General features: G+C 68.6%; 17 protein-coding genes. 15 read left to right on the top strand and 2 right to left on the bottom strand.

Going from position 1 to position 21,741, the window contains the following annotated elements; genetic code table 11:
* Positions 1-141: 141 nt before the first annotated feature.
* The 11 genes from IH48_RS0124610 to IH48_RS36345 all read left to right on the top strand — a co-directional run bounded on the left by IH48_RS0124610 (position 142) and on the right by IH48_RS36345 (position 16,471).
* Complete coding sequence (locus IH48_RS0124610) at positions 142-702, top strand: YqgE/AlgH family protein (RefSeq protein ID WP_030908667.1); 561 nt, start codon at positions 142-144, stop codon at positions 700-702.
* A gap of 110 nt (positions 703-812) precedes the next feature.
* On the top strand, positions 813-1,118 hold the full coding sequence (locus IH48_RS0124605) for a DUF3039 domain-containing protein (protein ID WP_030908665.1): 306 nt from the start codon (positions 813-815) through the stop codon (positions 1,116-1,118).
* A gap of 442 nt (positions 1,119-1,560) precedes the next feature.
* Positions 1,561-3,279, top strand: coding sequence for a beta-N-acetylhexosaminidase (locus IH48_RS0124600; protein ID WP_051840506.1), 1,719 nt, complete (start codon positions 1,561-1,563; stop codon positions 3,277-3,279).
* Positions 3,280-3,542: 263 nt separating this feature from the next.
* On the top strand, positions 3,543-4,439 hold the full coding sequence (locus tag IH48_RS0124595) for an FAD binding domain-containing protein (protein WP_030908661.1): 897 nt from the start codon (positions 3,543-3,545) through the stop codon (positions 4,437-4,439).
* Positions 4,436-6,544, top strand: coding sequence for a (2Fe-2S)-binding protein (locus IH48_RS0124590; RefSeq protein WP_051840504.1), 2,109 nt, complete (start codon positions 4,436-4,438; stop codon positions 6,542-6,544). Before IH48_RS0124595 ends, IH48_RS0124590 begins: the two co-directional genes overlap by 4 nt.
* Positions 6,541-8,865, top strand: coding sequence for a molybdopterin cofactor-binding domain-containing protein (locus tag IH48_RS0124585; RefSeq protein ID WP_030908657.1), 2,325 nt, complete (start codon positions 6,541-6,543; stop codon positions 8,863-8,865). Before IH48_RS0124590 ends, IH48_RS0124585 begins: the two co-directional genes overlap by 4 nt.
* Before the next feature lie 159 nt (positions 8,866-9,024).
* Positions 9,025-9,564: a hypothetical protein gene (locus IH48_RS0124580; protein ID WP_199809994.1), complete on the top strand. Its 540-nt coding sequence runs from the start codon at positions 9,025-9,027 to the stop codon at positions 9,562-9,564.
* 1,732 nt (positions 9,565-11,296) lie between these two features.
* Positions 11,297-12,586 (top strand): type VII secretion-associated serine protease mycosin, encoded by a 1,290-nt coding sequence (mycP, locus tag IH48_RS35235; RefSeq protein WP_234434369.1) that lies wholly within the window; start codon positions 11,297-11,299, stop codon positions 12,584-12,586.
* Between the two features lie 252 nt (positions 12,587-12,838).
* Positions 12,839-13,270, top strand: coding sequence for a hypothetical protein (locus tag IH48_RS0124570; RefSeq protein ID WP_030908652.1), 432 nt, complete (start codon positions 12,839-12,841; stop codon positions 13,268-13,270).
* A 16-nt stretch (positions 13,271-13,286) separates the two neighbouring features.
* Positions 13,287-15,659, top strand: a complete 2,373-nt coding sequence (locus IH48_RS0124565; RefSeq protein ID WP_051840502.1) for a hypothetical protein — start codon at positions 13,287-13,289, stop codon at positions 15,657-15,659.
* A gap of 92 nt (positions 15,660-15,751) precedes the next feature.
* Positions 15,752-16,471 (top strand): hypothetical protein, encoded by a 720-nt coding sequence (locus IH48_RS36345; RefSeq protein ID WP_158710349.1) that lies wholly within the window; start codon positions 15,752-15,754, stop codon positions 16,469-16,471.
* A gap of 202 nt (positions 16,472-16,673) precedes the next feature.
* Here IH48_RS36345 and IH48_RS0124560 read toward each other — a convergent pair whose 3' ends face one another.
* Positions 16,674-16,865 (bottom strand): DUF397 domain-containing protein, encoded by a 192-nt coding sequence (locus IH48_RS0124560; protein ID WP_030908646.1) that lies wholly within the window; start codon positions 16,863-16,865, stop codon positions 16,674-16,676.
* Positions 16,862-17,764, bottom strand: coding sequence for a helix-turn-helix domain-containing protein (locus IH48_RS0124555; RefSeq protein ID WP_051840536.1), 903 nt, complete (start codon positions 17,762-17,764; stop codon positions 16,862-16,864). The genes IH48_RS0124560 and IH48_RS0124555 overlap by 4 nt, the downstream gene beginning before the upstream one ends.
* A gap of 296 nt (positions 17,765-18,060) precedes the next feature.
* Between IH48_RS0124555 and IH48_RS0124550 the strand changes: the two genes are divergently transcribed.
* The 4 genes from IH48_RS0124550 to IH48_RS0124535 all read left to right on the top strand — a co-directional run bounded on the left by IH48_RS0124550 (position 18,061) and on the right by IH48_RS0124535 (position 21,635).
* Entirely contained in the window at positions 18,061-18,654 is a 594-nt protein-coding gene (locus IH48_RS0124550; RefSeq protein WP_037843187.1) for a YdeI/OmpD-associated family protein, read from the top strand.
* 234 nt (positions 18,655-18,888) lie between these two features.
* Positions 18,889-19,260 carry a hypothetical protein gene (locus IH48_RS34520; RefSeq protein ID WP_051840500.1) on the top strand — a complete coding sequence of 124 codons (372 nt, stop codon included), beginning with the start codon at positions 18,889-18,891 and terminating at the stop codon, positions 19,258-19,260.
* Positions 19,253-20,356, top strand: coding sequence for a polyprenyl synthetase family protein (locus IH48_RS0124540; RefSeq protein WP_030908639.1), 1,104 nt, complete (start codon positions 19,253-19,255; stop codon positions 20,354-20,356). Before IH48_RS34520 ends, IH48_RS0124540 begins: the two co-directional genes overlap by 8 nt.
* 91 nt (positions 20,357-20,447) lie before the next feature.
* Entirely contained in the window at positions 20,448-21,635 is a 1,188-nt protein-coding gene (locus IH48_RS0124535; RefSeq protein WP_030908636.1) for an oxygenase MpaB family protein, read from the top strand.
* The last annotated feature ends 106 nt before the right edge of the window (positions 21,636-21,741 follow it).

Here is a 21,741-nt window from a genome sequence, read left to right as displayed (position 1 = left end):
ACACCCTGCGTGCGGCGGCGCTCACGGGTGGTCGCCGGCACGGGAGTTGCCGTCCGCGCTCCCCGTGCACCCTGAACTGCGCGCACACGCGCCGCGTACGCGCGTGCCCACGGGAGCGCGGGATGCGGGATCATGTGTCGCATGACCGAGGTGTCCTCGCTCACAGGGCGGTTGCTCGTCGCCACACCGGCCCTGGCGGATCCGAACTTCGACCGGGCGGTCGTCCTCCTGCTCGACCACGACGGGGAGGGCTCGCTCGGCGTGGTGCTCAACCGCCCCACCCCGGTCGACGTCGCGGACATCCTTCAGCCGTGGGCCGAGCACACGGGCGACCCGGGCGTGGTCTTCCAGGGCGGCCCCGTCTCGCTCGACTCGGCGCTCGCGCTCGCCGTCATCCCGGGCGAGGAGGGCCCCATCGGCTGGCGCAGGGTGCACGGCGCGATCGGCCTCGTCGACCTGGAGACCCCGCCCGAGCTGCTGGCGCGTGCGCTCGGCTCGCTGCGGATCTTCGCCGGGTACGCGGGGTGGGGCCCGGGCCAGCTGGAGCGCGAGCTGAAGAAGGGCGCCTGGTACGTGGTGGAGTCGGAGCCGGGCGACGTGTCCTCGCCGCACCCCGAGGCGCTGTGGCGCGCCGTCCTGCGCAGGCAGCGGGGCGAGCTCGCCATGGTCGCGACATACCCGGACGATCCATCGCTCAACTGACGGGCGCCCCTCGCCCGACCGGCGGCGGCGCGAAAGCGTGAGCGCCCGGCTGCGGAGTGCTTCCACCCGCCCTCCGGGAAAACCACGGCCGATGAGTACTCTTGGCTGTTATGAGCACTCTTGAGCCCGAGCGCGGGGCAGGTACGGGCACCCTCGTGGAGCCGACACCGCAGGTGTCGCGAGGCGACGGCGACCACGAGCGCTTCGCCCACTACGTCCAGAAGGACAAGATCATGGCGAGTGCCCTGGAGGGCACCCCCGTGGTGGCACTGTGCGGCAAGGTGTGGGTACCGGGGCGCGACCCCAAGAAGTACCCGGTCTGCCCGATGTGCAAGGAGATCTACGAGTCCATGGGCCCCGGTGGCGAGGGCGACAAGGACAAGGGCAAGGGCGGCGACAGGAGCGGCAAGAAGTAGCGCCGCCGCGGGACGCCCGGGCCGCGCTGTTCCGCCCGGGGCCCGGGCGCCCCGCGCGGCCGGAGCTTCCCGGCCGCAGCCCGCGCGAACGCTTGCCCTCTTCCGGCTCAACCGTGCAGTGAAGGGCCCGCCGACCGCACCGTGCTGGTGGGCGACGCGATGGTGGACCCCGGTCTGCTCAGCGCGACGACGGACACCGCCGGGGCCGTCGCCGCGTCCGTGCCGTCGGACGTGCGGGTCCGTCAGGTGCTCTCCCGTGCCCGGTCTCGCGGCGCCGTCGTGGATCCCGCCCGGGGCTTGCCCTTGCCCTGCGCGCCCGGGCGGGCTCGCCCGGGCGCCCTTGCCGTATCCGCCTCCGTGTGCTGGTCTTTCGTAATTGGTACAGACCTGTTCGGGCCCGTCCGGTCCGCACCGGTCGGCCCGACCACTCGGCGGAGGAGCAATGGCGACACACCCCGCGACCCCGGACACCGCTCACCCGGCACTGATCCCCGCCCCAGGCGCCGCGCGCGCAGGCGGCGGGGACTTCGCCGTCCCGGCGGGACTGCGCGTGGACGCCGGGCCAGGGACGGAGGCGACAGCGCGCTGGCTGCGCGCGACGCTGGGCGCCGCGACCGGCCTGCCGCTCGCGGACGCCGCCGCGCCCGGCGGTGCGGGCGCCACGGACGGCGCGGGCGGTGCGGGACATGCCCGGATCGTCCTGCGCGTCGACGCGGACCTCGCCGCAGCCCGCGGCCCCGAGGCGTACACCCTCACCACCGCGCCCCCCGGCCGCGGCGACGGCGCGCCCGCCGTAACCATCGAGGGCGGCGGTCCGGCCGGCGTCTTCTGGGGCGCCCAGACCCTGCGCCAGCTGCTCGGCCCCGACGCCTTCCGCCGCGCGCCGCTCGACCCGGGCCGCGTCTGGCGGCTGCCCGCCGTCGCCGTCGAGGACGGCCCGCGCTTCGGCTGGCGCGGCCTGATGCTCGACGTCGCACGCCACTTCACGCCCAAGGAAGGCGTGCTGCGCTACCTGGACCTGCTCGCGGCGCACAAGCTGAACGTCCTCCACCTCCACCTCACCGACGACCAGGGCTGGCGCCTGGAGATCCGCCGCCACCCGCGCCTGACCGAGGTCGGCGCCTGGCGCCCGCGCACCAAGTGGGGCCACCGCGCGTCCGAACTGTGGAGCGAGACCCCGCACGGCGGCTTCTACACGCAGGACGACATCCGCGAGATCGTCGCGTACGCGGCCGAGCGGCACATCACCGTCGTGCCCGAGATCGACGTGCCCGGCCACTCGCAGGCCGCCATCGCCGCGTACCCGGAGCTCGGCAACGCCGATGCCGTCGACACGTCCGCGCTCGGCGTCTGGGACACCTGGGGCGTCAACTCGAACATCCTCGCCCCCACCGACGCCGTCCTGCGCTTCTACGAGGGAGTCTTCGAAGAGGTGCTCGAACTCTTCCCGTCGCGCTACATCCACGTCGGCGGCGACGAGTGCCCCAAGGAGCAGTGGAAGGAGTCCGCCGCCGCACGCGAACGCATCGCCGAGCAGGGCCTCGGCGACGAGTACGAGCTGCAGGCCTGGTTCATCAGGCACTTCGACACCTGGCTGACCGCGCGCGGACGCCGCCTGATCGGCTGGGACGAGATCCTGGAGGGCGGCCTCGCCCCCGGCGCCGCCGTCTCGTCGTGGCGCGGCTACGGCGGCGGCGTCGCGGCGGCCAGGGCGGGCCACGACGTGGTCATGTGCCCCGAGCAGCACGTGTACTTCGACCACCGGCAGGCGCCGGGCGGCGACGAACCCATGCCGATCGGCTACGTGCGCACCCTGGAGGACGTCTACCGCTTCGAACCCGTCCCCGAGGAACTGGACGCCTCCGAGGCGCGGCGCGTACTCGGCGCCCAGGCCAACGTGTGGACCGAGGTCATGCAGGACATGGGCCGGATCGACTACCAGGTCTTCCCGCGCCTCGCCGCGTTCGCCGAGGGCGTGTGGTCGTCGCTCGGCGCCCCGGCCGAACGGGACTTCGCCGGCTTCGAACAGCGCATGGCCGAGCACTACCGCCGTCTCGACGCGCTCGGCGTCGCCTACCGGCCGCCGTCGGGCCCGCTGCCCTGGCAGCGCCGCCCCGGCGTACTCGGCCGCCCGCGCGAAGGAACACCCCCGAGCGTGTGAGGCGGCGCGTGCGGACGCATGAGTCGCGGTGGGCGCACAAGCCGCACAAGTACCCACGTCAGCCCGGGAATACCGCGTTCCGCCCGATACGCTGAAGGCGGGGCGAATCCGGCGTTCCTCGGGTAAGGGGCGAATGCGCCCTTCGTGGACCCTCGCGTCGGGCTGCCCCGAAGATGTGCCAGAGTTGCCACGTCCGGCCTGTGAGCACGTACGGTACGGCACACAGGCGGGACTGCCGGGGACACCGGAAAGGGGCAGCTGGGTTGACCACGCACGCACCGCAGACAGCACAGTCCGTGACGCTGCCGGCCTCGCTCGACGAGGCCGTTGCGGCGCTCGCGGCCATGCCCGCCGCAGTGCCTGTCGCAGGTGGGACGGACCTCATGGCCTCCGTCAACAAGGGGCTGCTTCGGCCCGCCGCGCTCGTCGGGCTCGGACGCATGAGCGAACTGCGCGGCTGGCACTACCAGGACGGCCACGCGCTGCTCGGCGCGGGCCTCACGCACGCGCGCATGGGACGCCCCGACTTCGCCGCGCTCATCCCCGCACTCGCCGCGTCCGCGCGCGCCGCGGGCCCGCCGCAGATCCGCAACGCCGGCACGCTCGGCGGCAACATCGCCACCGCCGCTCCCGCAGGTGACACCCTGCCGGTCCTCGCCGCGCTGGAGGCCGCCCTCGTCGTCGCCGGTCCGGGCGGCGCGCGCCGCGAAATCCCCGTCACCCACCTGCTCGCGGGGCGCGAGATGCTCGCGCCCGCCGAACTCATCGGCTTCGTCCGGGTACCGCTCCTGCACGCCCCGCAGGTCTACCTCAAGGCGACCGCGCGCACCGGCCCAGGCCGCGCCACCACCTCGGTCGCCGTCGTGCTCGATCCCGCGAGACGCGGAGTGCGGTGCGCGGTCGGCGCCGTCGCGCCCATGCCGCTGCGGCCCTTGGAGGCCGAGCGGTGGATCGCGTCGCTCATCGACTGGGACGGCGCGCGCGGGCTCACCCAGGAAGCGCTCGCGGCCTTCGGCGAGTACGTCGCCGCCGCCTGCGTCCCCGACCCGCTGCCGCCCGCCGACGGGGGAGAGGCGCCGCAGCCCTCGCCCGCCGTACTGCACCTGCGGCGTACCGTCGCCACGCTGGCCCGGCGAGCACTGGGGAGGGCGCTCTCGTGACCGACAACGAAACACCAGGCGCGGGCGGCCGGAACAGCGCCCGCCCCACCGGCGAATGGCCGGAGCCCGACCCCGGCGGCCAGGGCGACCAGGGCGGCTGGCAGCCCGTGCCGCACGGCGGCGAGTACGACGCGGAGGCCACCGCCTTCGTCCAACTGCCGCCCGAGGACGGCGCGGACGCGCCGCTCGCCGCGCCCGGCCACGGCTACGTGCCGCCGATGATCACACCACTCCAGCCCGACCCGTCCGTCGCGGGCACCTGGGGCGCGCCCGACCCGCAGGCAGCGCAGCACGGCGCGACCGTCGACGAGCAGGGCCAGACGCAGGCCCAGGCCGACGACCGGCAGGCAGCGCAGCAGCCGTACGGCGGCGACCCGTACGGCCAGGTCCCCTACGCGCAGGGCCCGTACGGCCAGGACCCGTACGCCCACGCCCCCTACGCGCAGGCGGACGCCTACGGCCAGGGCTCCTACGGGTACGAGCCGCGGGACCAGGACCCGTACGGGCAGGAGCAGCCGCACGACGGGCCCGGGCAGGGCTACCCGCACGCCTCGCAGCCGCAGGACCCGCGCGCCTCGCAGTCGCACGACCCGCACTCCCAGGACCCGCACGCGACGGCGCACTGGAACTTCACCGAGGCCCTCGGCGAATCAGGCCCCGCCGCCCCCCACGACGCGCCCCCCGAGCCGCCCGCGGCACACGAGCCCCCCGCCCACACCGGGCAGTGGCGCATCCCGCTCGCCACCGGCGAGGTGGCCGACGACTCGGGCGAGTTGAGCGCCGCGCTCGCGGCGTCCCCGTGGAACGCGGGCGTCGCGCCCCCGGCCACCCTTCCCGGCGGGGCCCGCGCCCCCTGGGCGACCGACCCCGAGCCGGCACCCGGGCCCGAGTCCGGGCCGGACCCGGAGCCCGTGCAGCCGCACCAGGCGCACCAGGCGCCGCCGGCCCCGCACGGTCCCGACGCAGCCCAGCAGTTCTGGGCCCCCACGGCGGCCGCCGCGGCGCAGGACCGCGCAGGGACGGACGGCGCGCCCGAGTGGGCGGCCGACGAGCCCACGGCCGACGGCGGGGAAGCCGAACACGCCGCAGCGGGTGCCGGGGAGCATGGCACCGCGGAGCACGTAACGGAGGAAGCCCCGGCCCGACTGGACGGGCAGGACGGGCAGGACGGGCCCGCGGAGCCGGAGGAGTACCCGGAGGAGCCCCCGGCGGACGAGCCGACGGCCGGACCGCCCGCCCCGGTCGCGGACGAGCCGGAGCCCGGCGCACGGGCGCCGTACGAGCCCGCGTTCGCGGCGGACGACGCGCCAGAACCGGAGCCCGACCCGCGGACGGCCACAGGGGCGGACGCGGACGCCGACACCGGCGCCGCGGCCGCGGCCGACACGGCCCCCGAACCCCTCGCAGGGGTATCCGAGCCGGCGGTCGAACCGGCCTCAGAACCGGCGCCCATGCCCGAGCAGCTCACCATCGGCACCGACACCGTCGAACACCCCTCCTGCTCCTACTCCCTGCGCGTCAACGGCCAGGAGCGGCCCGTCAACGACGCCTGGATCGGCGAGTCGCTGCTCTACGTCCTGCGCGAGCGCCTCGGCCTCGCCGGCGCCAAGGACGGCTGCTCCCAGGGCGAGTGCGGCGCGTGCAACGTCCAGGTCGACGGCAGGCTCGTCGCCTCCTGCCTGGTGCCGGCTGCGACCGCCGCCGGGTCCGAGGTCCGCACCGTCGAGGGGCTCGCCACCGACGGCGAACCGTCCGACGTGCAGCGGGCACTGGCCGCGAGCGGCGCCGTGCAGTGCGGCTTCTGCGTGCCCGGCATGGCCATGACCGTGCACGACCTCCTTGAGGGCAACCACGCCCCCAGCGAACTGGAGACACGCCAAGCACTCAGCGGCAACCTCTGCCGCTGCTCCGGCTACCGCGGCGTGCTCGAAGCCGTCAGCGAGGTCGTCGCGGGCCGCGCCGCACTGGCCGAGGCCGCCGCCGCACCCTCCGACGCCCCCGAAGGGCCCACCACGGACGGGCGAATCCCCCACCAGGCACCACCGGGAGCGGGCGGCTTCCACGGCGCCCACGACCCCCGGACGAACGAAGGAGGCATGGCGTGAGCACCGACCAGGCCACCGCACCCGCCTCCCCCTCGCCCTCCTCCGCCACTTCCGAAGCCCAGGAACGCGAGGAGCCGACCCTCGGCATCGGCGCGTCCCTGCCCCCGGCCGACGCGCGGGCGAAGACCGAGGGCACCTACCCCTACGCCGCCGACCTGTGGGCCGAGGGCCTGCTGTGGGCGGCGATCCTGCGCTCACCGCACCCGCACGCGCGCATCCTCTCCATCGACACGACCGCCGCCGCCTCCATGCCCGGCGTGCGCGCCGTCGTGACGCACGAGGACGTGCCCGGGGACTCCTCGTACGGCAGGAGCGTCGCCGACCGCCCCGTCTTCGCCTCCGACCTCGTGCGCTACCACGGCGAGGCCATCGCCGCCATCGCCGCCGACCACCCGGACACCGCACGCCTCGCGGCCGCGGCCGTCGCCGTCGAGTACGAGGTGCTCGAACCGGTCACCGACCCCGAGAAGGCGTTCGCCGCCGAACCGCTGCACCCCGACGGCAACCTGATCCGCCACATTCCGCTGCGCTACGGCGACCCCGCCGTGCAGGGCGACATGGTCGTCGAGGGCCTCTACCGCATCGGCCGCCAGGACCCCGCACCCATCGGAGCCGAGGCCGGGCTCGCCGTGCCGCGCCCCGACGGCGGCGTCGAGATCTACACCGCGTCGACCGACCCGCACACCGACCGCGACCTCGCCGCGGCCTGCTTCGGCCTCCCGCCCGAACAGGTGAAGGTCGTCGTGACCGGCGTACCCGGCGCCACCGGCGACCGCGAGGACCCCGGCTTCAACATCCCGCTCGGCCTGCTCGCCCTGCGCACCGGCTGCCCGGTGAAGCTCGCCGCCACCCGCGAGGAGTCCTTCCTCGGCCACGCCCACCGCCACCCCGCCCTGCTGCGCTACCGCCACCACGCGGACACCGAGGGCCGGCTCGTCAAGGTCGAGGCGCAGATCCTGCTCGACGCCGGCGCATACGCGGACGCCTCGTCCGAATCGCTCGCCGCCGCCGTCGCGTTCGCCTGCGGCCCCTACGCCGTGCCGCACGCCTTCGTCGAGGGCTGGGCCGTCCGCACCAACAACCCGCCGTCGGGCCACGTGCGCGGCGAGGGCGCCATGCAGGTGTGCGCCGCATACGAGGGCCAGATGGACAAACTGGCCGCCAAACTCGGCATCGACCCGGCCGAGTTGCGGCTGCGCAACACCCTCGCGACCGGCGACATCCTGCCCACGGGCCAGACCGTCACCTGCCCCGCCCCGGTGGCCGAACTCCTCCGCTCGGTCAAGGACTTCCCCCTCCCCACACTCCCCAAGGACACCCCGGAAGAGGCCTGGCTGCTGCCCGGCGGCCCGGAGGGCGCGGGCGAGCCGGGAGCGGTGCGCCGAGGCGTCGGCTACGCGCTCGGCGTGGTCCACATGCTCGGCGCCGAGGGCACCGACGAAGTCTCCACGGCCACCGTCAAGGTCCACGACGGCGCCGCCACGGTCATCTGCGCGGCCGTCGACACCGGCCAGGGATTCGCCACACTGGCCCGGCAGATCGTCCAGGAGACACTGGGCATCGAGGACGTCCACGTGGCGCCTGTCGACACGGACCAGCCACCGGCAGGCGCCGCCGCCCACGGCCGCCACACCTGGGTGTCGGGCGGCGCGGTGGAACGCGCGGCCAAGATGGTCCGCACCCAGCTGCTACAGCCCCTCGCCCACAAGCTCGGCATGTCGACCGAGCTGCTCCAGATCGCCGACGGCAAGATCACCTCGTACGACGGGGTGCTCTCCACGACCGTCACCGAGGCCATGGACGGCAAGGAACTGTGGGCCACCGCCCAGTGCCGCCCCCACCCCACGGAGCCGCTGGACGACTCCGGCCAGGGCGACGCCTTCGTCGGCCTGGCCTTCTGCGCGATCCGCGCGGTCGTTGACGTCGACATCGAACTCGGCACGATCCGCGTCGTCGAGATGGCCGTCGCCCAGGACGTCGGCCGCGTCCTCAACCCGGCCCAGCTGCGCTCCCGCATCGAGGCCGGCGTCACCCAGGGCATCGGCGCCGCCCTCACCGAGAACCTCCGCAGCAGCCACGGCCTCCTGCGCCACCCCGACCTCACGGGCTACGCCCTCCCGACCTCCCTGGACGCCCCGGACATCCGCATCGTCCACCTGGTGGAGGAACGCGACGTGGTGGCCCCCTTCGGCGCCAAGCCCGCGAGCGCGGCCCCGGTGGTCACCTCCCCGGCCGCGGTCGCCTCGGCGGTACGCGCGGCAACGGGCCGCCCGGTCGGCCGCCTCCCCATCAGGCCCCAGGCGGCCGTGGCCCAAGGGTGACGCCAACACCGTTGCCCCGGTAACCCTCAGATGCGTACTGTCACTTGTAGTCGTTAGACTGGGCCAGAGACCTGATTGGCGTCCGGTTTCGGCAGATTCACCAGCAGGGCGATGCGCGCACGACCATCCGCGCAGCGACGGGGACGGGGGTAGACAGTCGTGGAAGCGGCAGCAGCGGGCGGTGGCGGAGGGTCCCCGGCGGACGGCCTCAGCCTGTTCGGAGGCTTGTTCGGCGGAGTGATCGGCGGCGTGGGCGCCGCGGTCAACGGCGTCATGAGCGACCTCGCCGACATGAAGAAGTTCAAGAAGGACGTCGACGACCTCCTCACGATGCTCCACAAGTCCCAGGCGTCCCCGACCCGAGTCGGCCAGGACCGCATGGCCCGCACACATCTGGGCGGCCACGGCTTCCACGAGGCGCAGTTCTTCTACGCGTCGTACAACAACGTGCACGACGAGCTGGAAAACCTCTCCAAGACCCTGGGTCTCCAGATCGAGAGCCTCAGCCTCGCGATCGAAACGTCCGGCAAGAGCTACAAGAACCTGGACGACGACATCAAGGCCCGCATGCACAAGCTGAACAGCGAGATCGAGGCGCAGTACCACCCGGACCGGGACCCGTACCACAAGCACGGCGGAAGCAAGCACACGGGCGGCAAGAGCGTCGGCGGCTACGGCGCAAGCGGAGGTGCGAAGTGAGCGGACACGGGGGCGGCAAGCCGGTCGCGGGCACGACCGACTTCGAGTCGATGACGCACGAGGAGATGCTGGCTCTACTGAAGTCGGCGAACCACCAGACGGTCAGCGACGTGTCCGTGAAGCTGGCGGCGGTGGCCAAGACGGTCAACACGATCGGCGAGCACCTGAAGGCGCACGTCACGGGCCTCCAATGGGAGGGCGAAGGCGGCGACGCGTTCCGAGAGTGGAGCCACCAGACGGCGAACGCCACGCTGAGGCTGAGCGACTACGCGCAGGATGCCAGCAAGTACACGGGTGTCGTCGCGCAGTCGATCGCGGATGCACACTCCAAAATGCCGACGCTCTCCCAGACGATAAGCGCACAGGCGGACCTGCACCATGCGAACAATGCACTGAAGCACCACGACTCTCCGAGCCCGAGCCTGGAGAAGAGCGTGATACAGGCGAACTCGCGCATCGAGTCGACCCGCGGCGACGCAGCCTCGGCGATGCGCGCGCTGGCAACGTCGTACGTCCACAACGGCGGCCAGATCAACGCCCTGAAGCCACCTACGTTCCCGCCCCCGGCGAGCGAGCTGGATAAAGACTGGTGGGAATCTCACGCCGATGTAAGCCGCCCAGGAGCGTCAGGTGGGTATGGAAGCAGCACCCTGCCGGGTGGCGGTAGTACACGGCACGCTTACAGCGTGAGCGGCAACAGTTCCGTCGTTGCGCCCAGCGGGGGTGTGCCGGAGTCAAAGCATCTTGCATACGAAGGTGGCACAGACAGCCCAGCGCCCATCCCGCACGTGCCCGATGCCCATATGGAGATCAACAGCACCGCTCCTCCGGTAGCACCACCGACCCCGATTACTCATGGCGCTCCTACTCCGAGCCCGAACGGCTCACAAGCGGCGCCGTTGGGTGTCGTCCCTCCATCTTTCGGAGGGCCAGCGGGAAGCCTCCCTCACTTCGGTGGCAGGCCAGGAGGCAACTTCAGCGTGCGCCCGGGAGGCGGCTTTTCGGGCGGGCGGGTACCAAGGTTCGGTTCCGAGTTCTCAGAAGGCACCACGCCAGTCGGCACAAATGGTTCTATGCCTCGCCCGAATGGCATCTCGGGCGGGCGGCCAGTGCAGTCACCTAGCGGCAGGCCCCCTGCCCGGTTGCCCCGCGGCATGGTCGTTGGTGGTGAGGAGTCTTCGAACGGATCGTCTGGACGCCCCATGATGGGCCGAGGCGCCTCGGCCATGCGTATGGGCGGCGAAGGAGCTGCAGGAGCGGGGCGAAACGGTCTCGTGGGTGGACGCAGGCTCGCTTCAGATCCAGGTGGAGTGGTCGGTAGACCTGCACAGCCTGGGAAGCTGGGTGGCAGGCCGTTCACGCAGGGAGGCTCTGGTCTCGTACGAGATGATGAGGAGAACTCCCGTCAGCAGTCGAGGAACGGCCGTATGGGCATGACGCCTCGCGGAAGGAACAGGTCACGCCGTCGTGAAGATGAGCGTGGCGGCGAGCGCCCGGACTACCTGACAGAGGACGAGGAAACCTGGCAGCAGGGCAGCCGACAGGTTGTGCCTCCTGTGATCGATTGAGCCCGCCGGAATAGGTCAGAGGAATAATGCGCAGAGCACATGGACGGTCGCTGGGTCTCAAGGCTGTCGCGACATCAGCTGTAGCCGTGTTGCTACTGGGTATTTCAGCTCTTCCCGCGTGGGCTTCTGACACTGTGCGAGAGAGGCAGTGGCATCTGGATGCCATGGAGGCTGACTCGATCTGGAAGATCACCACGGGCAAGGGTGTCTCGGTAGCGGTGCTCGACTCGGGTGTGGACAAGTCCTTGCCTGACTTGCAGGGGCAAGTCCTGCCAGGAAAAGATTTTTCCAAGCAAAAGGGCGACGAGTATACAGACGTCGCAGAGCACGGGTCAGGCATGGCGGCCCTCATCGCCGCCACGGGGAAACTGGGCCCGGTGCAGGGCTCATGGGGCCTAGCACCTGGTAGTAAAATCATCCCCGTTCGGCTTCCTTATTCGTTTGAATCGCTGGCGAAGGATGGTGAATCGGAAGACACCAGCATGGCCCATGCGATCAGGTGGGCTGCGAATACGTCGGCCAGAATCCTCAGCATTTCAGTTGGTAGTGGGGGTGGAGACAGTCCGGAACTTCGGGCGGCTGTGAAGTATGCGCTCAGTAAAAATAAGCTGATCTTTGCTGCCGTAGGAAACGATGCGGAAAAGGGAAACCGGGTGCAGTATCCTGCCGGAACGCCTGGTGTCGTAGGGGTAGGCGGCCTAAGCCGTAAGGCCACTCTCATGCCGTTCTCGGAGACCGGGCCGGAGGTTGATATTTCTGCACCTGCGCAAGACATCATCAAGGCATGTGTCGGAACCACCGGGCTGTGTGGTGGTAGCGGTACGAGTGATGCGACGGCCCTCACGTCTGCATCAGCGGCGCTCCTTTGGTCGGTGCATCCGCACTGGACCAACAATCAGGTTCTGCGCGTTCTGTTGAACACCGCGAGTCACCCTACCGACGGGCACACACACAACGAGAACGTCGGCTACGGTGCCGTCCGCCCCTACCAGGCCCTGCTTCACCCCGGAAACCCGGGACCTGCCGACGTCTATCCCCTGCCCGACCTGGCGGCCTCCGAGAAGAAGTCGGCGTCGCCCTCTGTCTCGGCTGGTTCTCCAGCCAACAAGGGCAACGCCGGCAGCGAGCACAGCAGCAAGCCGACAGCCGGAGCAGTCTCGGACGCCGGCGGAGGCGGCGGTCTCGGCCTGTGGATCGGCGTAGGGGCAGCCGCAGTTGTCGTCCTCAGCGGCGGCGCCTACGCGGTAACCCGCTCTCGCCGCAAGGCAGCAGCCCTCGCAGCGGCCGCCCCACCGCCGCCCTCGTACTACGCGTACACGACGCAGCCCCAGCAGTACTACCCGCCACAGTCGCCCGGCCAGCAGCCCCAGCAGGCACAGCCGTACCCGGGACAGCAACCACCACAGCCTCCGCAGGGCAGAGGAGGGAATCTGCCACCATCGGCCGAAGCCTGATGCGTCGGCAGTCACCCAGCCGCGGTGCTACGGGTTCACTCCCACAGAGAAGGCCGCAGGTCAGGTGTGTGCTTAATTGCTTCAGCACACAGCCGTTGCCCCGTTGTTTTGTCCAATAAGGCCAGAAAGCTCGATACGTTCTAGTAATTGGACTCCCGCAGGATGACAAAGAGACGATAAAGTACTCGGGCGCATGAGAAGCCGAGCGACGTCCTGGCGCGCGGCGACACGGGGATGGAAGGACGGGGCACCTTGTCGTTCGAAGATGAGTGGGCGTCTGCTCGGGGGCAGGCGGCACAGAACGTCAGTATGAAGCTGAACCATCTGGCGCCTGAGCCAGGCGGTTCGGGTGGCCCGTCCGCCAAGGACTTGCAGGTCAACCAGGACCACCTCGGGGCGCTAGGCAGCGCCGCATACCACCTGCACGACACGCTGACGACGGATGGGCGTCTCGCGGAAGAGAGCACGCAGACCGCAGCATCGATGCTGACAGTCAGCAGCTTCCGGACCGGTCGAGCCTTGCAGACGGTGCACGACAACTGGAAGTCTCAGGTCGACACCCTGTTGGGTGCCTGTGCGCTCATCTCGAACCACCTGGACTACAGCGCATCGTCGCACGCCAAGGAAGAGGCCGACATCAAGACCTCGATGCAGGTGTCCGCCATCAACTCTTACTTCAAGTGAGCGGACAGGAGCAGGCGTGCTGACCTACAACGATGTCTACAACGTGCCACTGGACAAGCTTGCCGATGCCATGAACGACTGGTCGTCAATGGCCGGCAAGTTGGAGACACTGGCCAAGACGGCGCGTACGACGATGGCTGACAAGGCCAAGGACGAGTACTGGACCGGCAGTAACGCCGACGTCACCAAGCCTTTCATCGACAAGACCGCGAAGGAATTCAGCGACGCGGCCAAGGAAGCGAAAGGCATCCACGCCATCATCTCGGAGGCGCACACCGCTTTCAAGAAGGCGCAGAAAGACCTCCAGAAGCTCATCGATCATGACGCCCCTGCGCAAGGCCTCGTGATCGGGCCGCATGGCAAGGTGGAGGCGCTCCATCCGGTCGAGAGTAATAATCTCGCTCGGCACGACCCGGACTTTTCCGAGATTTACGGGAAACAGCAATCCCGCATTCGTGCCATGCAGAGGCGGGTCGACGCCATCGTCGAGACGTGCGATGATGCGGACATCTCTGCCTCCAATGCGCTCAAAGCCGATGTTACGCCGGACAAGCACCAGTTCAGCACTCCTGCGTACAGCAGTCTGGACGCCGAAGAAGCCCATCGCGCAGCCGCTCTGGCGAGGAAGGGTGCAAAACTAACGCACACCCAACTACAGCAGCTGAATGAGTTGCTGAGTGATAACAGCAAGTCACGAGAATTCTCCCGAGACTTCTACAAGGATCTAGGGCCAAAGGAATCACTCGTATTCTACGGGCAGCTCGCGGAGAGCCCCTACGGGCTCGGCAACGACATCGACAAGCAGCGTCTCAAGGACGTTAAAGTGCTCCAGAAGAACCTGGGGATGACGTTGGCGACGGCCACGCAGTCGCAGGGCAAGAACGATGATTGGCCGTCCAAGTGGTCTAGCCAAATGCGCCACTTGGGGACGCAGCAACTGCAGTTGAGCAAGAACACCATGAACCCCAACGCGGCACCCTACGGATATCAGTTGCTCGCTGGAATGCTGCGATACGGTGACAATTACAACCCGAAATTCTTGGATCCCATTGCGGAACATGTGACGCAGTTGCATGCGAAAGACCCCTACATGTTCATGCAGAACAAGGGGATCAATGTCCCGAACGATCCGAACTTCTTCAATCCGTCGGGGAAGGACGGCGCGGGATATGATCCCGTGAACGGTGTCCTCGAAGCGCTCGGTCACAGCCCGGACGCCTCAAAGCATTTCTTCCACGACTCCCCGCATGCTTACGACCAGGATGGTGACCTGGTCAGCGGACCACCGAAGGACGCAGACGGTAAGGAGATCAAGAGCTACTTCAAGTTCTTCGCCAATGGTGATTACCAAATGGCGCCAGACAGTACAAGTCTGGACCCGAAGGACATGAAGGCCGCCGCCAGCTACACCACAGACGCTTTTGGTCATGCTTTGGAGTCGGCAACACTTGGGTATCCGTATGACGATCCCAATCCCGATCCGACCGAGGCTATGAAGCATCGCGACGCTCTGTCGGCGAGCATCATGAAGCAAGTCATCACGACCTACGGCGGTGATTCCGGCGCCGAGCTGATCTTTAAGCACCAGCAGGCTCTGTCTGACAGTCTTGGGAATATGGCTGCGGGTTACGTTGACGATCTAAACTGGGCCGCCTCCGGAGACCATGCCGACAGCGCCTTCGCTCCATCCGACAATTCCGCAGGCCACGTAAAGATCGGCCAGGTTGAGGCCACACAGTTCGTCAGCACTCTCGGGCAGAGTCCGGATGCTTATGCGACGCTGTCACAGGCAAACCGTGTCTATGCCGATTCTGCGCTGGAAAAATTCGCTGGTTCTAACGGCCATTCTCCCGAATGGGGGCGCCTCGATGAGGTAGGTCGTTTCACAGCAGGGATGCAAGGCACATTGGATGATGGTCGTGCCGCAGAGATTGCTGCCCAGCATGGGCATACTGCAGAAGAGTACAGCAAATCCATGGAAGAAAGATCCTTCTGGGTGGATCTCGGCACGGGAGCCGCAGTTGCCGGAGGAGTAGCAGCCTTGCCGATCGCTGCCCCTGCGGCCGGTGTGTCGGCAGTTCTCGTACCTTTGGCCATGAACAACGGTCAGGAAGTAGTAAACCATTACCTCGGAAAGCTTACTGGTGGTTGGCTCGATACGAGCGATCAAACCGACCAAATTGAGCAAGAGGGTCGTGACCAATCTCGCGACGTCATTGTAACCGGCTGGAAAAACGCGCAGCATCCCCTGAATCTGTTCATCCGGAACCACCACTTGCACTACGGAAGCGAGCATGTGCAGTCACTTCTGAGTCAGAGCGACCATTCATACGGGGAGAATTCAAACCGCGCCTATTGGCTGCGGAGTAAATCTCAGACGAATGACTGACAAAGTCTCTACGGGAAGCGCTTTGAGGACAACGAGCAGGGCAGAAGGGTGTAAGAAGGATGAGTCGGCGGCTGGGGCCAGTCGGAGTGTTGGTGAGTGTCTTCTGTTGCGTACTCGCGGGATGTACAGCGGGTAGCGATGAAAAACATCATTCGTCCGCGTCGCATTTTGTGTCCGCACGTCATTTGTGTGGCAGCGATGGGCTTTCCCCGGAGGCGGCGAAAGCAGTCGAGTACCTTGCAAACTCTACAAAATTCGATAAAGACCTTGGCGGACTCAGCCCTCAGGCTGCCGCAGATGCGCTTGCCGGAGATTACCTGCCGGGTCATCCAACGGACCCACTCAAAGATGTGAAACAGCTGCGTGCATGCGATATCAACTTGCACGACGGTGAGTGGGGAGCGATCACTGCCGAGCTTTCTATTGTTTCCGATAGTGAGATTCATGATGAATCTAGTGATATAAACGGGGGGACATATCGTCTCGGAAAAAATGCAGCCTACTCCTATCCGGGTGGGGCGGATCTCTACTTCAAGTGTGTCAGTGACCAGTTGGCTGGTAGCTCACTTGACCACCCTCTGGTGCGGGCGGAGCTGAAAGTTGCTCCGTCACTTTGGCACCTCCCCGGACACAAGGAAGCCGATGTTCAGAAAGCGCAGTTGGTGCTGATCAACGGGATCGCTCTTACGGCGAGTAAACACCTTGGCTGCACCGATGACGGCGGGCTGCGGTCGATGGCGAAGCCGCAGTTGGTGGCTGAGCATCATGGATCGTCGTCATCTGCCAGTGCCGCCGCCACTCGGCGAGAGTGATCTACGCCGACCGCCGCAGTGTCCGATGACGCGGTCTCCAGGGCAGATGGATGAAGATCGCAGCGTTGCTGCTACTACCCGTGTGAGTAGGGCAGTTGGAGTGGACGGGCCGTTATCCTGCGCCCGCAGGCCCCCTGGCGAACTCGGGTTGCGGCTGCTCTGGGCGTGCTGCCAACCAGGGCGGGCAGCACGCCCGCGTAGGTCAACGCTTCGACGCAAAGCGCACGAAGTGGCCCCAGCCCTGGCCGCCGACAGTGAAGCTCGGGCCGGTCGAGTCCTTGGAGTCCCGTACGTGAACAGCGCGTTCGTTGATTGCGATCTCTACGCAACTGTCGCCCTGCGTTCCGCTGTAGGTGGACTTGAACCAAATGAGTTGCTTCGTGCCGCTGCTCATAGCTGTCCTCGCAATCGCATCAGCAGGTCCCGGGATTCCTTGGGGTTCAGGGCCTGTGAGCGCAGTGTGTCATAGCGTCGGCAGAGCAGACTCACCTCTTTTGAGTCGGAGATCAGCCGTCCGTTCTGCTGGCCCTCGGAGTACCCGAGGCGACGTCCCCCTGGCGTCTCCAGCACCTGTACAGGTCCGTCGAGGCATCCGTGGAACTCCAGCTCCAGCGGTACGACTTGCAGGCTCACGTTGCGCGGCGCTGTGAGCTCCAGAACGTGGTCGAGCATGCTCGACTGCACCTGCGTCCCACCCAGTCTGCGCCGGAAGGCGGACTCCTCGATGATGAAACCGAAGGGGACAGTCGGACGCTCTCGCAGTATCGTCTGCCGTTCCATTCGTGCGGCGACCTGCGCCTCGGTCTGCTCGTCGGTGAGTAGCGGGATGCTGTTGTCGAAGACCGCCCGCGCGTAGGCCTCCGACTGCAGCAGGCCCGGCACCAGCCGGCACTCGTATGTGCACAGGCTCACTGCCTCTCGTTCCAGCCGTGCCCAGCGGCGGAACCATGTCGCCAGGCCTGCCTCGCCCCGGGTGAGGTGGCGGGCGGCCTTGCGTAGCGCGCCGGTGTTGCCGAGGGCCTCCTCCGCGCGTTCCACGAACGTCTGGTCCGGCATGCGGCGGCCAAGCTCGATCGACTCCACCGTGTGTTTGGAGTAGCTGACCCGCTCACCGAGGTCGGCACGGCTCAGGCCGGCGTGCTCGCGCAGGGCCTGGACGAAGGCACCGAACGTGCGCAGGCTGTCTGACGGGTGTGGCTCCCGCTCGTACTCTGCTGCCGGGGGTGCCGCTCCCGCGCCATCGCGCCCGGTGCTCCTTGCGGCGCCCGTCGAATCCTCGTCATCTGTGCCCATGTCGCCTCCCCTGTCCATCCCTGCACCTGACGCGTCGTCACGTACTCGGCTCTATGGGGACTCAGCGTGACGCACTCGTGCCCGTACCGTCCACAATGTGTGTCCGTACGCTGACGCACCGTACGGGCACGGTAGCCGGGCAGCCGGCTGTCGGGCGGTCATGGCCCTGAGCTAGGTCGTGGCTTCCGCCGGGCCGGGTCGGCGTGTGCAGCGGCGCCGCACGCCCCGTACGGAACGCAGGGGATCAGCTCGCTCGCACGAGGGAGTCGCACGCCTCTGACGCAAGCGGGCCGGGTCTGTGGTTCGCTGCTGATGTGACTCAGGACTTGGAGATCGTCGCGTTCGAATCCGCCGAGGCATTCCGCGCATGGCTCGACGAGAACCACGCCGTCTCGCCCGGCATCTGGCTCAAGCTTCGCAAGAAGGGGCCTGGGGTCGCCGCGCTGGACTACGCCCAGGCGCTCGACGAGGCGCTCTGCTATGGCTGGATCGACGGTCAGAAGGCCAAGTTCGACGATCAGTGGTGGCTCCAGCGGTTCTGTCCGCGTAGGCCGCGCAGCAAGTGGTCACAGGCCAACAGGGACAAGATGGCCGTCCTGATCGAGCAGGGCCGGATGCGGCCGCCGGGACGGGCCGAGGTCGACCGCGCAAAGGCGGACGGCCGTTGGGAGGCGGCTTACGCCGGCGCGAGGACCGCCACGGTGCCGGACGACCTCGCGGCGGCCCTGGCCGACGACCCGGCCGCGGCGGCGTTCTTCGAGACACTGGACCGGCAGAACCGCTACGCGATCCTGTACCGGATCCACGATGCCAAGAAGGCCGAGACCCGGGCGCGCCGGATCGAAAAGTACGTAGCGATGCTGGCGAAGGGCGAAAAGCTGCATCCGTAGCACGGGAAGGGACCGCCGCCGTGTCCTGCCGTGGGCTCCCGGAGCGCGTGCGGCGCCCGGCAGGAGCCGCCAACGCCGCCTGCGCCGTTCAGAGCGCCGTGGGAACAGTTCACTCACACGAAGGAATTGCGCGCCTCTGACGAGGGACTGTGAGGCAGAAGAGGGACAGGGCCGGGTCGCGGTCTGTTGACTGGACGCTCCTTGACGATCCGTCGTGCAGAGGGGGCACCGGGCGTGACCGGACAAGCGCAGGACCAGTCGCATCAGACCCAGCAGACGCAATCACCGTCCCAGCAAACACCTTGGAATCCGTTCGCCACCCTGGAACAGGTCGGCCTGCTCGCGCTGGGGGCCGTCGATCTGGCGCTCGACCAGGTGCGGCGGGCTGCCGATCGGGGGCAGGGTGTGGCGAGCCGGTCCGACCTGCGGGAGCTCGTCGCAGACGGGGTACAAGACCTGAAGGTGCGCGGGGAGCTCGCGTCGAAGCGCGTGATCGCCGCTGACAGCGAGAACTACCTGGAGCTGATGGCCCACCGGGCCATCGCGCGCAACGGCATCACCGGGAGTGCCCCGGCGGACGGCAAGGCGGCGCCGCCTCGTGCGTGACGCTCTTGCGCTCCGGCAGCGCATCGACACGTATCTGCATCAACTGGCGGACGACGAGGAGGCCGAGCTCGTACGGCTCTCCCCTGAACTGGCGCCGCTGTGCGTTCAGTTACGCAGCGCGCTCACTCGGGGGAAGCGGATGCGTGCCGCGTTCCTGTACTGGGGCTGGCGGGCCGCGGGCCAGCCGGACTGCGACGGGGTGATCAGGGCGGCGGCGGCCATGGAGCTGGTGCACGCAGCCGCGTGCACGCACGACGACATCATCGACGACAGTCGGCTGCGGCACGGGCTGCCCACTGCCCACGTCGCCTTCGCCGAGGCCGGCGCGCGTCGATGGGGTAGTGAGGACTCGCACTTCGAGCCCGTCCGGCATGGCCCCCTGCCGCACACCTCCGTGCGGCAGGAGAAGTCCGCCGCGCTCGCCATGATGCTCGGCGACCTACTGATCGGCTACGCGGCCCAGGTCTTTGCCACCTGCGGGTTGCCGGGGGCGTACGTGGCGAGGACGGTGCCCCTCTGGTCGACGCTTCTGCGGGAGACCGTCGCGGGCGAGTTCCTGGAGGTGCTGCGTACCGGCAGCGATACGTCCGAGGTCGGCGAGTCGCTGGAGGTGGCCCGCTACAAGACCGCCAAGTACACGGTGGAGCGTCCGCTGCACATGGGCACCACCCTCGGGGGCGCCCCGCCCCGGATGATGGAGGCGTTCACCGCGTACGGGGTGCCGCTCGGCGAGGCTTTCCAGCTCCGTGACGATCTGATCGGGACCTTCGGCGTCCCCGCCGAGACCGGCAAGTCGAACCTGGACGATCTCCGGGACCGCAAACCCACCGCGCTGCTCGCCACGACCCTCTCCCTGCTGGCGCCCGACGCACGCCGGCTGCTGGAGAAGACTCTCGACAACCCAGCGCTGGACGAGGACGACGCGGCGCTGGTGCGGCAGCTGATGGACGAATGCGGGGCACGCAGGCGCATCGAGGAAATGATCGCGGAGCGCGTATCGGCGGCCCGCAGCGCCCTGGATTTGGTATCGCTGCCGCTCCAAGCGCGGTCAGCGCTGCTTGAGTTGGCCACCTCGGCGGCCGAGCGGACGCTGTGAACCGGCCCGCTCTGCGCCGCCGGCCTCCGTACCCATCTTCGAACAGCACCGACACGCGACACGCGCCCCGCGCGCCACAGAGGAGCACGCCGTGACGACGACCCAGGCCCCGAAGCAGTACACCGACGCGACGCTGGACGAGCTGCGCGACCAGGGCGACCCGCTCGCGGACGACACCGTGGCCGCCATGTTCGAGCGCGGGGAGGTGCGGGACTTCAACACCCTCATGCGCTTCTTCAGCACGGCAGGTCACAAACTCCCCGACGGACTGCCGGAGTCGGCCGTCTCGTTCCTTGAGGCCACAGGCATGCCGCCGACGTGGGTCGACTGGGACGTCATGGAGCGCGCCCGCCTCTTCTTCATGGACAACGCCGCGCACATCAACACCGGCCTGTCCTTCGCCGCGATGCCCGCCACGTACGCGGTGCCGCGCGTCGCCAAACTCCTCGCGTCGACGCACTCGATGGACTACCCGTCGCGCCGGATGGCCAACACCGGCCAGTTCGTCACGTACCTGATGCAGACCAACGCTTTCGAGGAGGGCAGCAAGTTCATCCCGGCGGCGCAGAAGGTGCGGCTGCTGCACGCGGCCGTACGCCACCACCTCACCAAGTCGGGGCGCTGGGACGTCGAGGGGGACGGTGTTCCCATCTGCCAGGAGGACCTGATCGGGGGGCAGATCTGCTTCTCGATCCTCGTCCTGGACGCCATGCACAGGCTCGGCATCCACATGAGCGAAGAAGGGGCAGAGGCGTACTACTACGCGTGGCGGGTCGTCGGCTCCATGCTCGGCTGCGACATGGAGGCCGCCCCGGACAACCTCACCGAGGCCCGCGCCTTCGCGGATCTCTACCTCACCCGAAACCTCGGCCCCTCCGAGGACGGCGTCCGGCTGAACAACCAACTGATCCGGATGTACGAGGACGTCGTCCCCGGCACACTCCTCGACCCCATCGTTCCCGCGACGGTCCGCTTCCTCGTCGGCCCCACCATCGCCGACTGGCTCCAGATCCCGCGCAGTCCGTGGGACACCGCCGCCAGGGCCGTACCCATCGTGCTCGGCCTGATGGAGACGGTGGAGGACAGCGGCCCACTCGGCGAATGGGCCCTGGACAAGGCGGGCGGCCTGCTCACCACCTTCGAACTGGCCTCGCTCACTCGCGGGAGGGTCATGCAGTACGCGATTCCCGAGGAGCTCAAGGGGGAGTACGGCGTGCGGTCGCAGGCGTCCCGGAACCACCGCTGGGTGCCTCCGGGTCCGACCCCGTACGTGCCGTAAGCCGCCGGGGACGGCGGCTGCCTGCCGTCCCCGGCGTCCGTGTGCTCCCTTTCCGGCGGCCAGGCCGGCCCCTTGCGGCAATGCAGGGGAAGGTACGATCAAGTAA

This window comes from Streptomyces sp. NRRL F-5126, from assembly GCF_000721265.1.
Lineage (GTDB): Bacteria > Actinomycetota > Actinomycetes > Streptomycetales > Streptomycetaceae > Streptomyces.
Note: the sequence above shows the minus strand (reverse complement) of the source record. Positions and strands in the feature narration are given on the sequence as shown.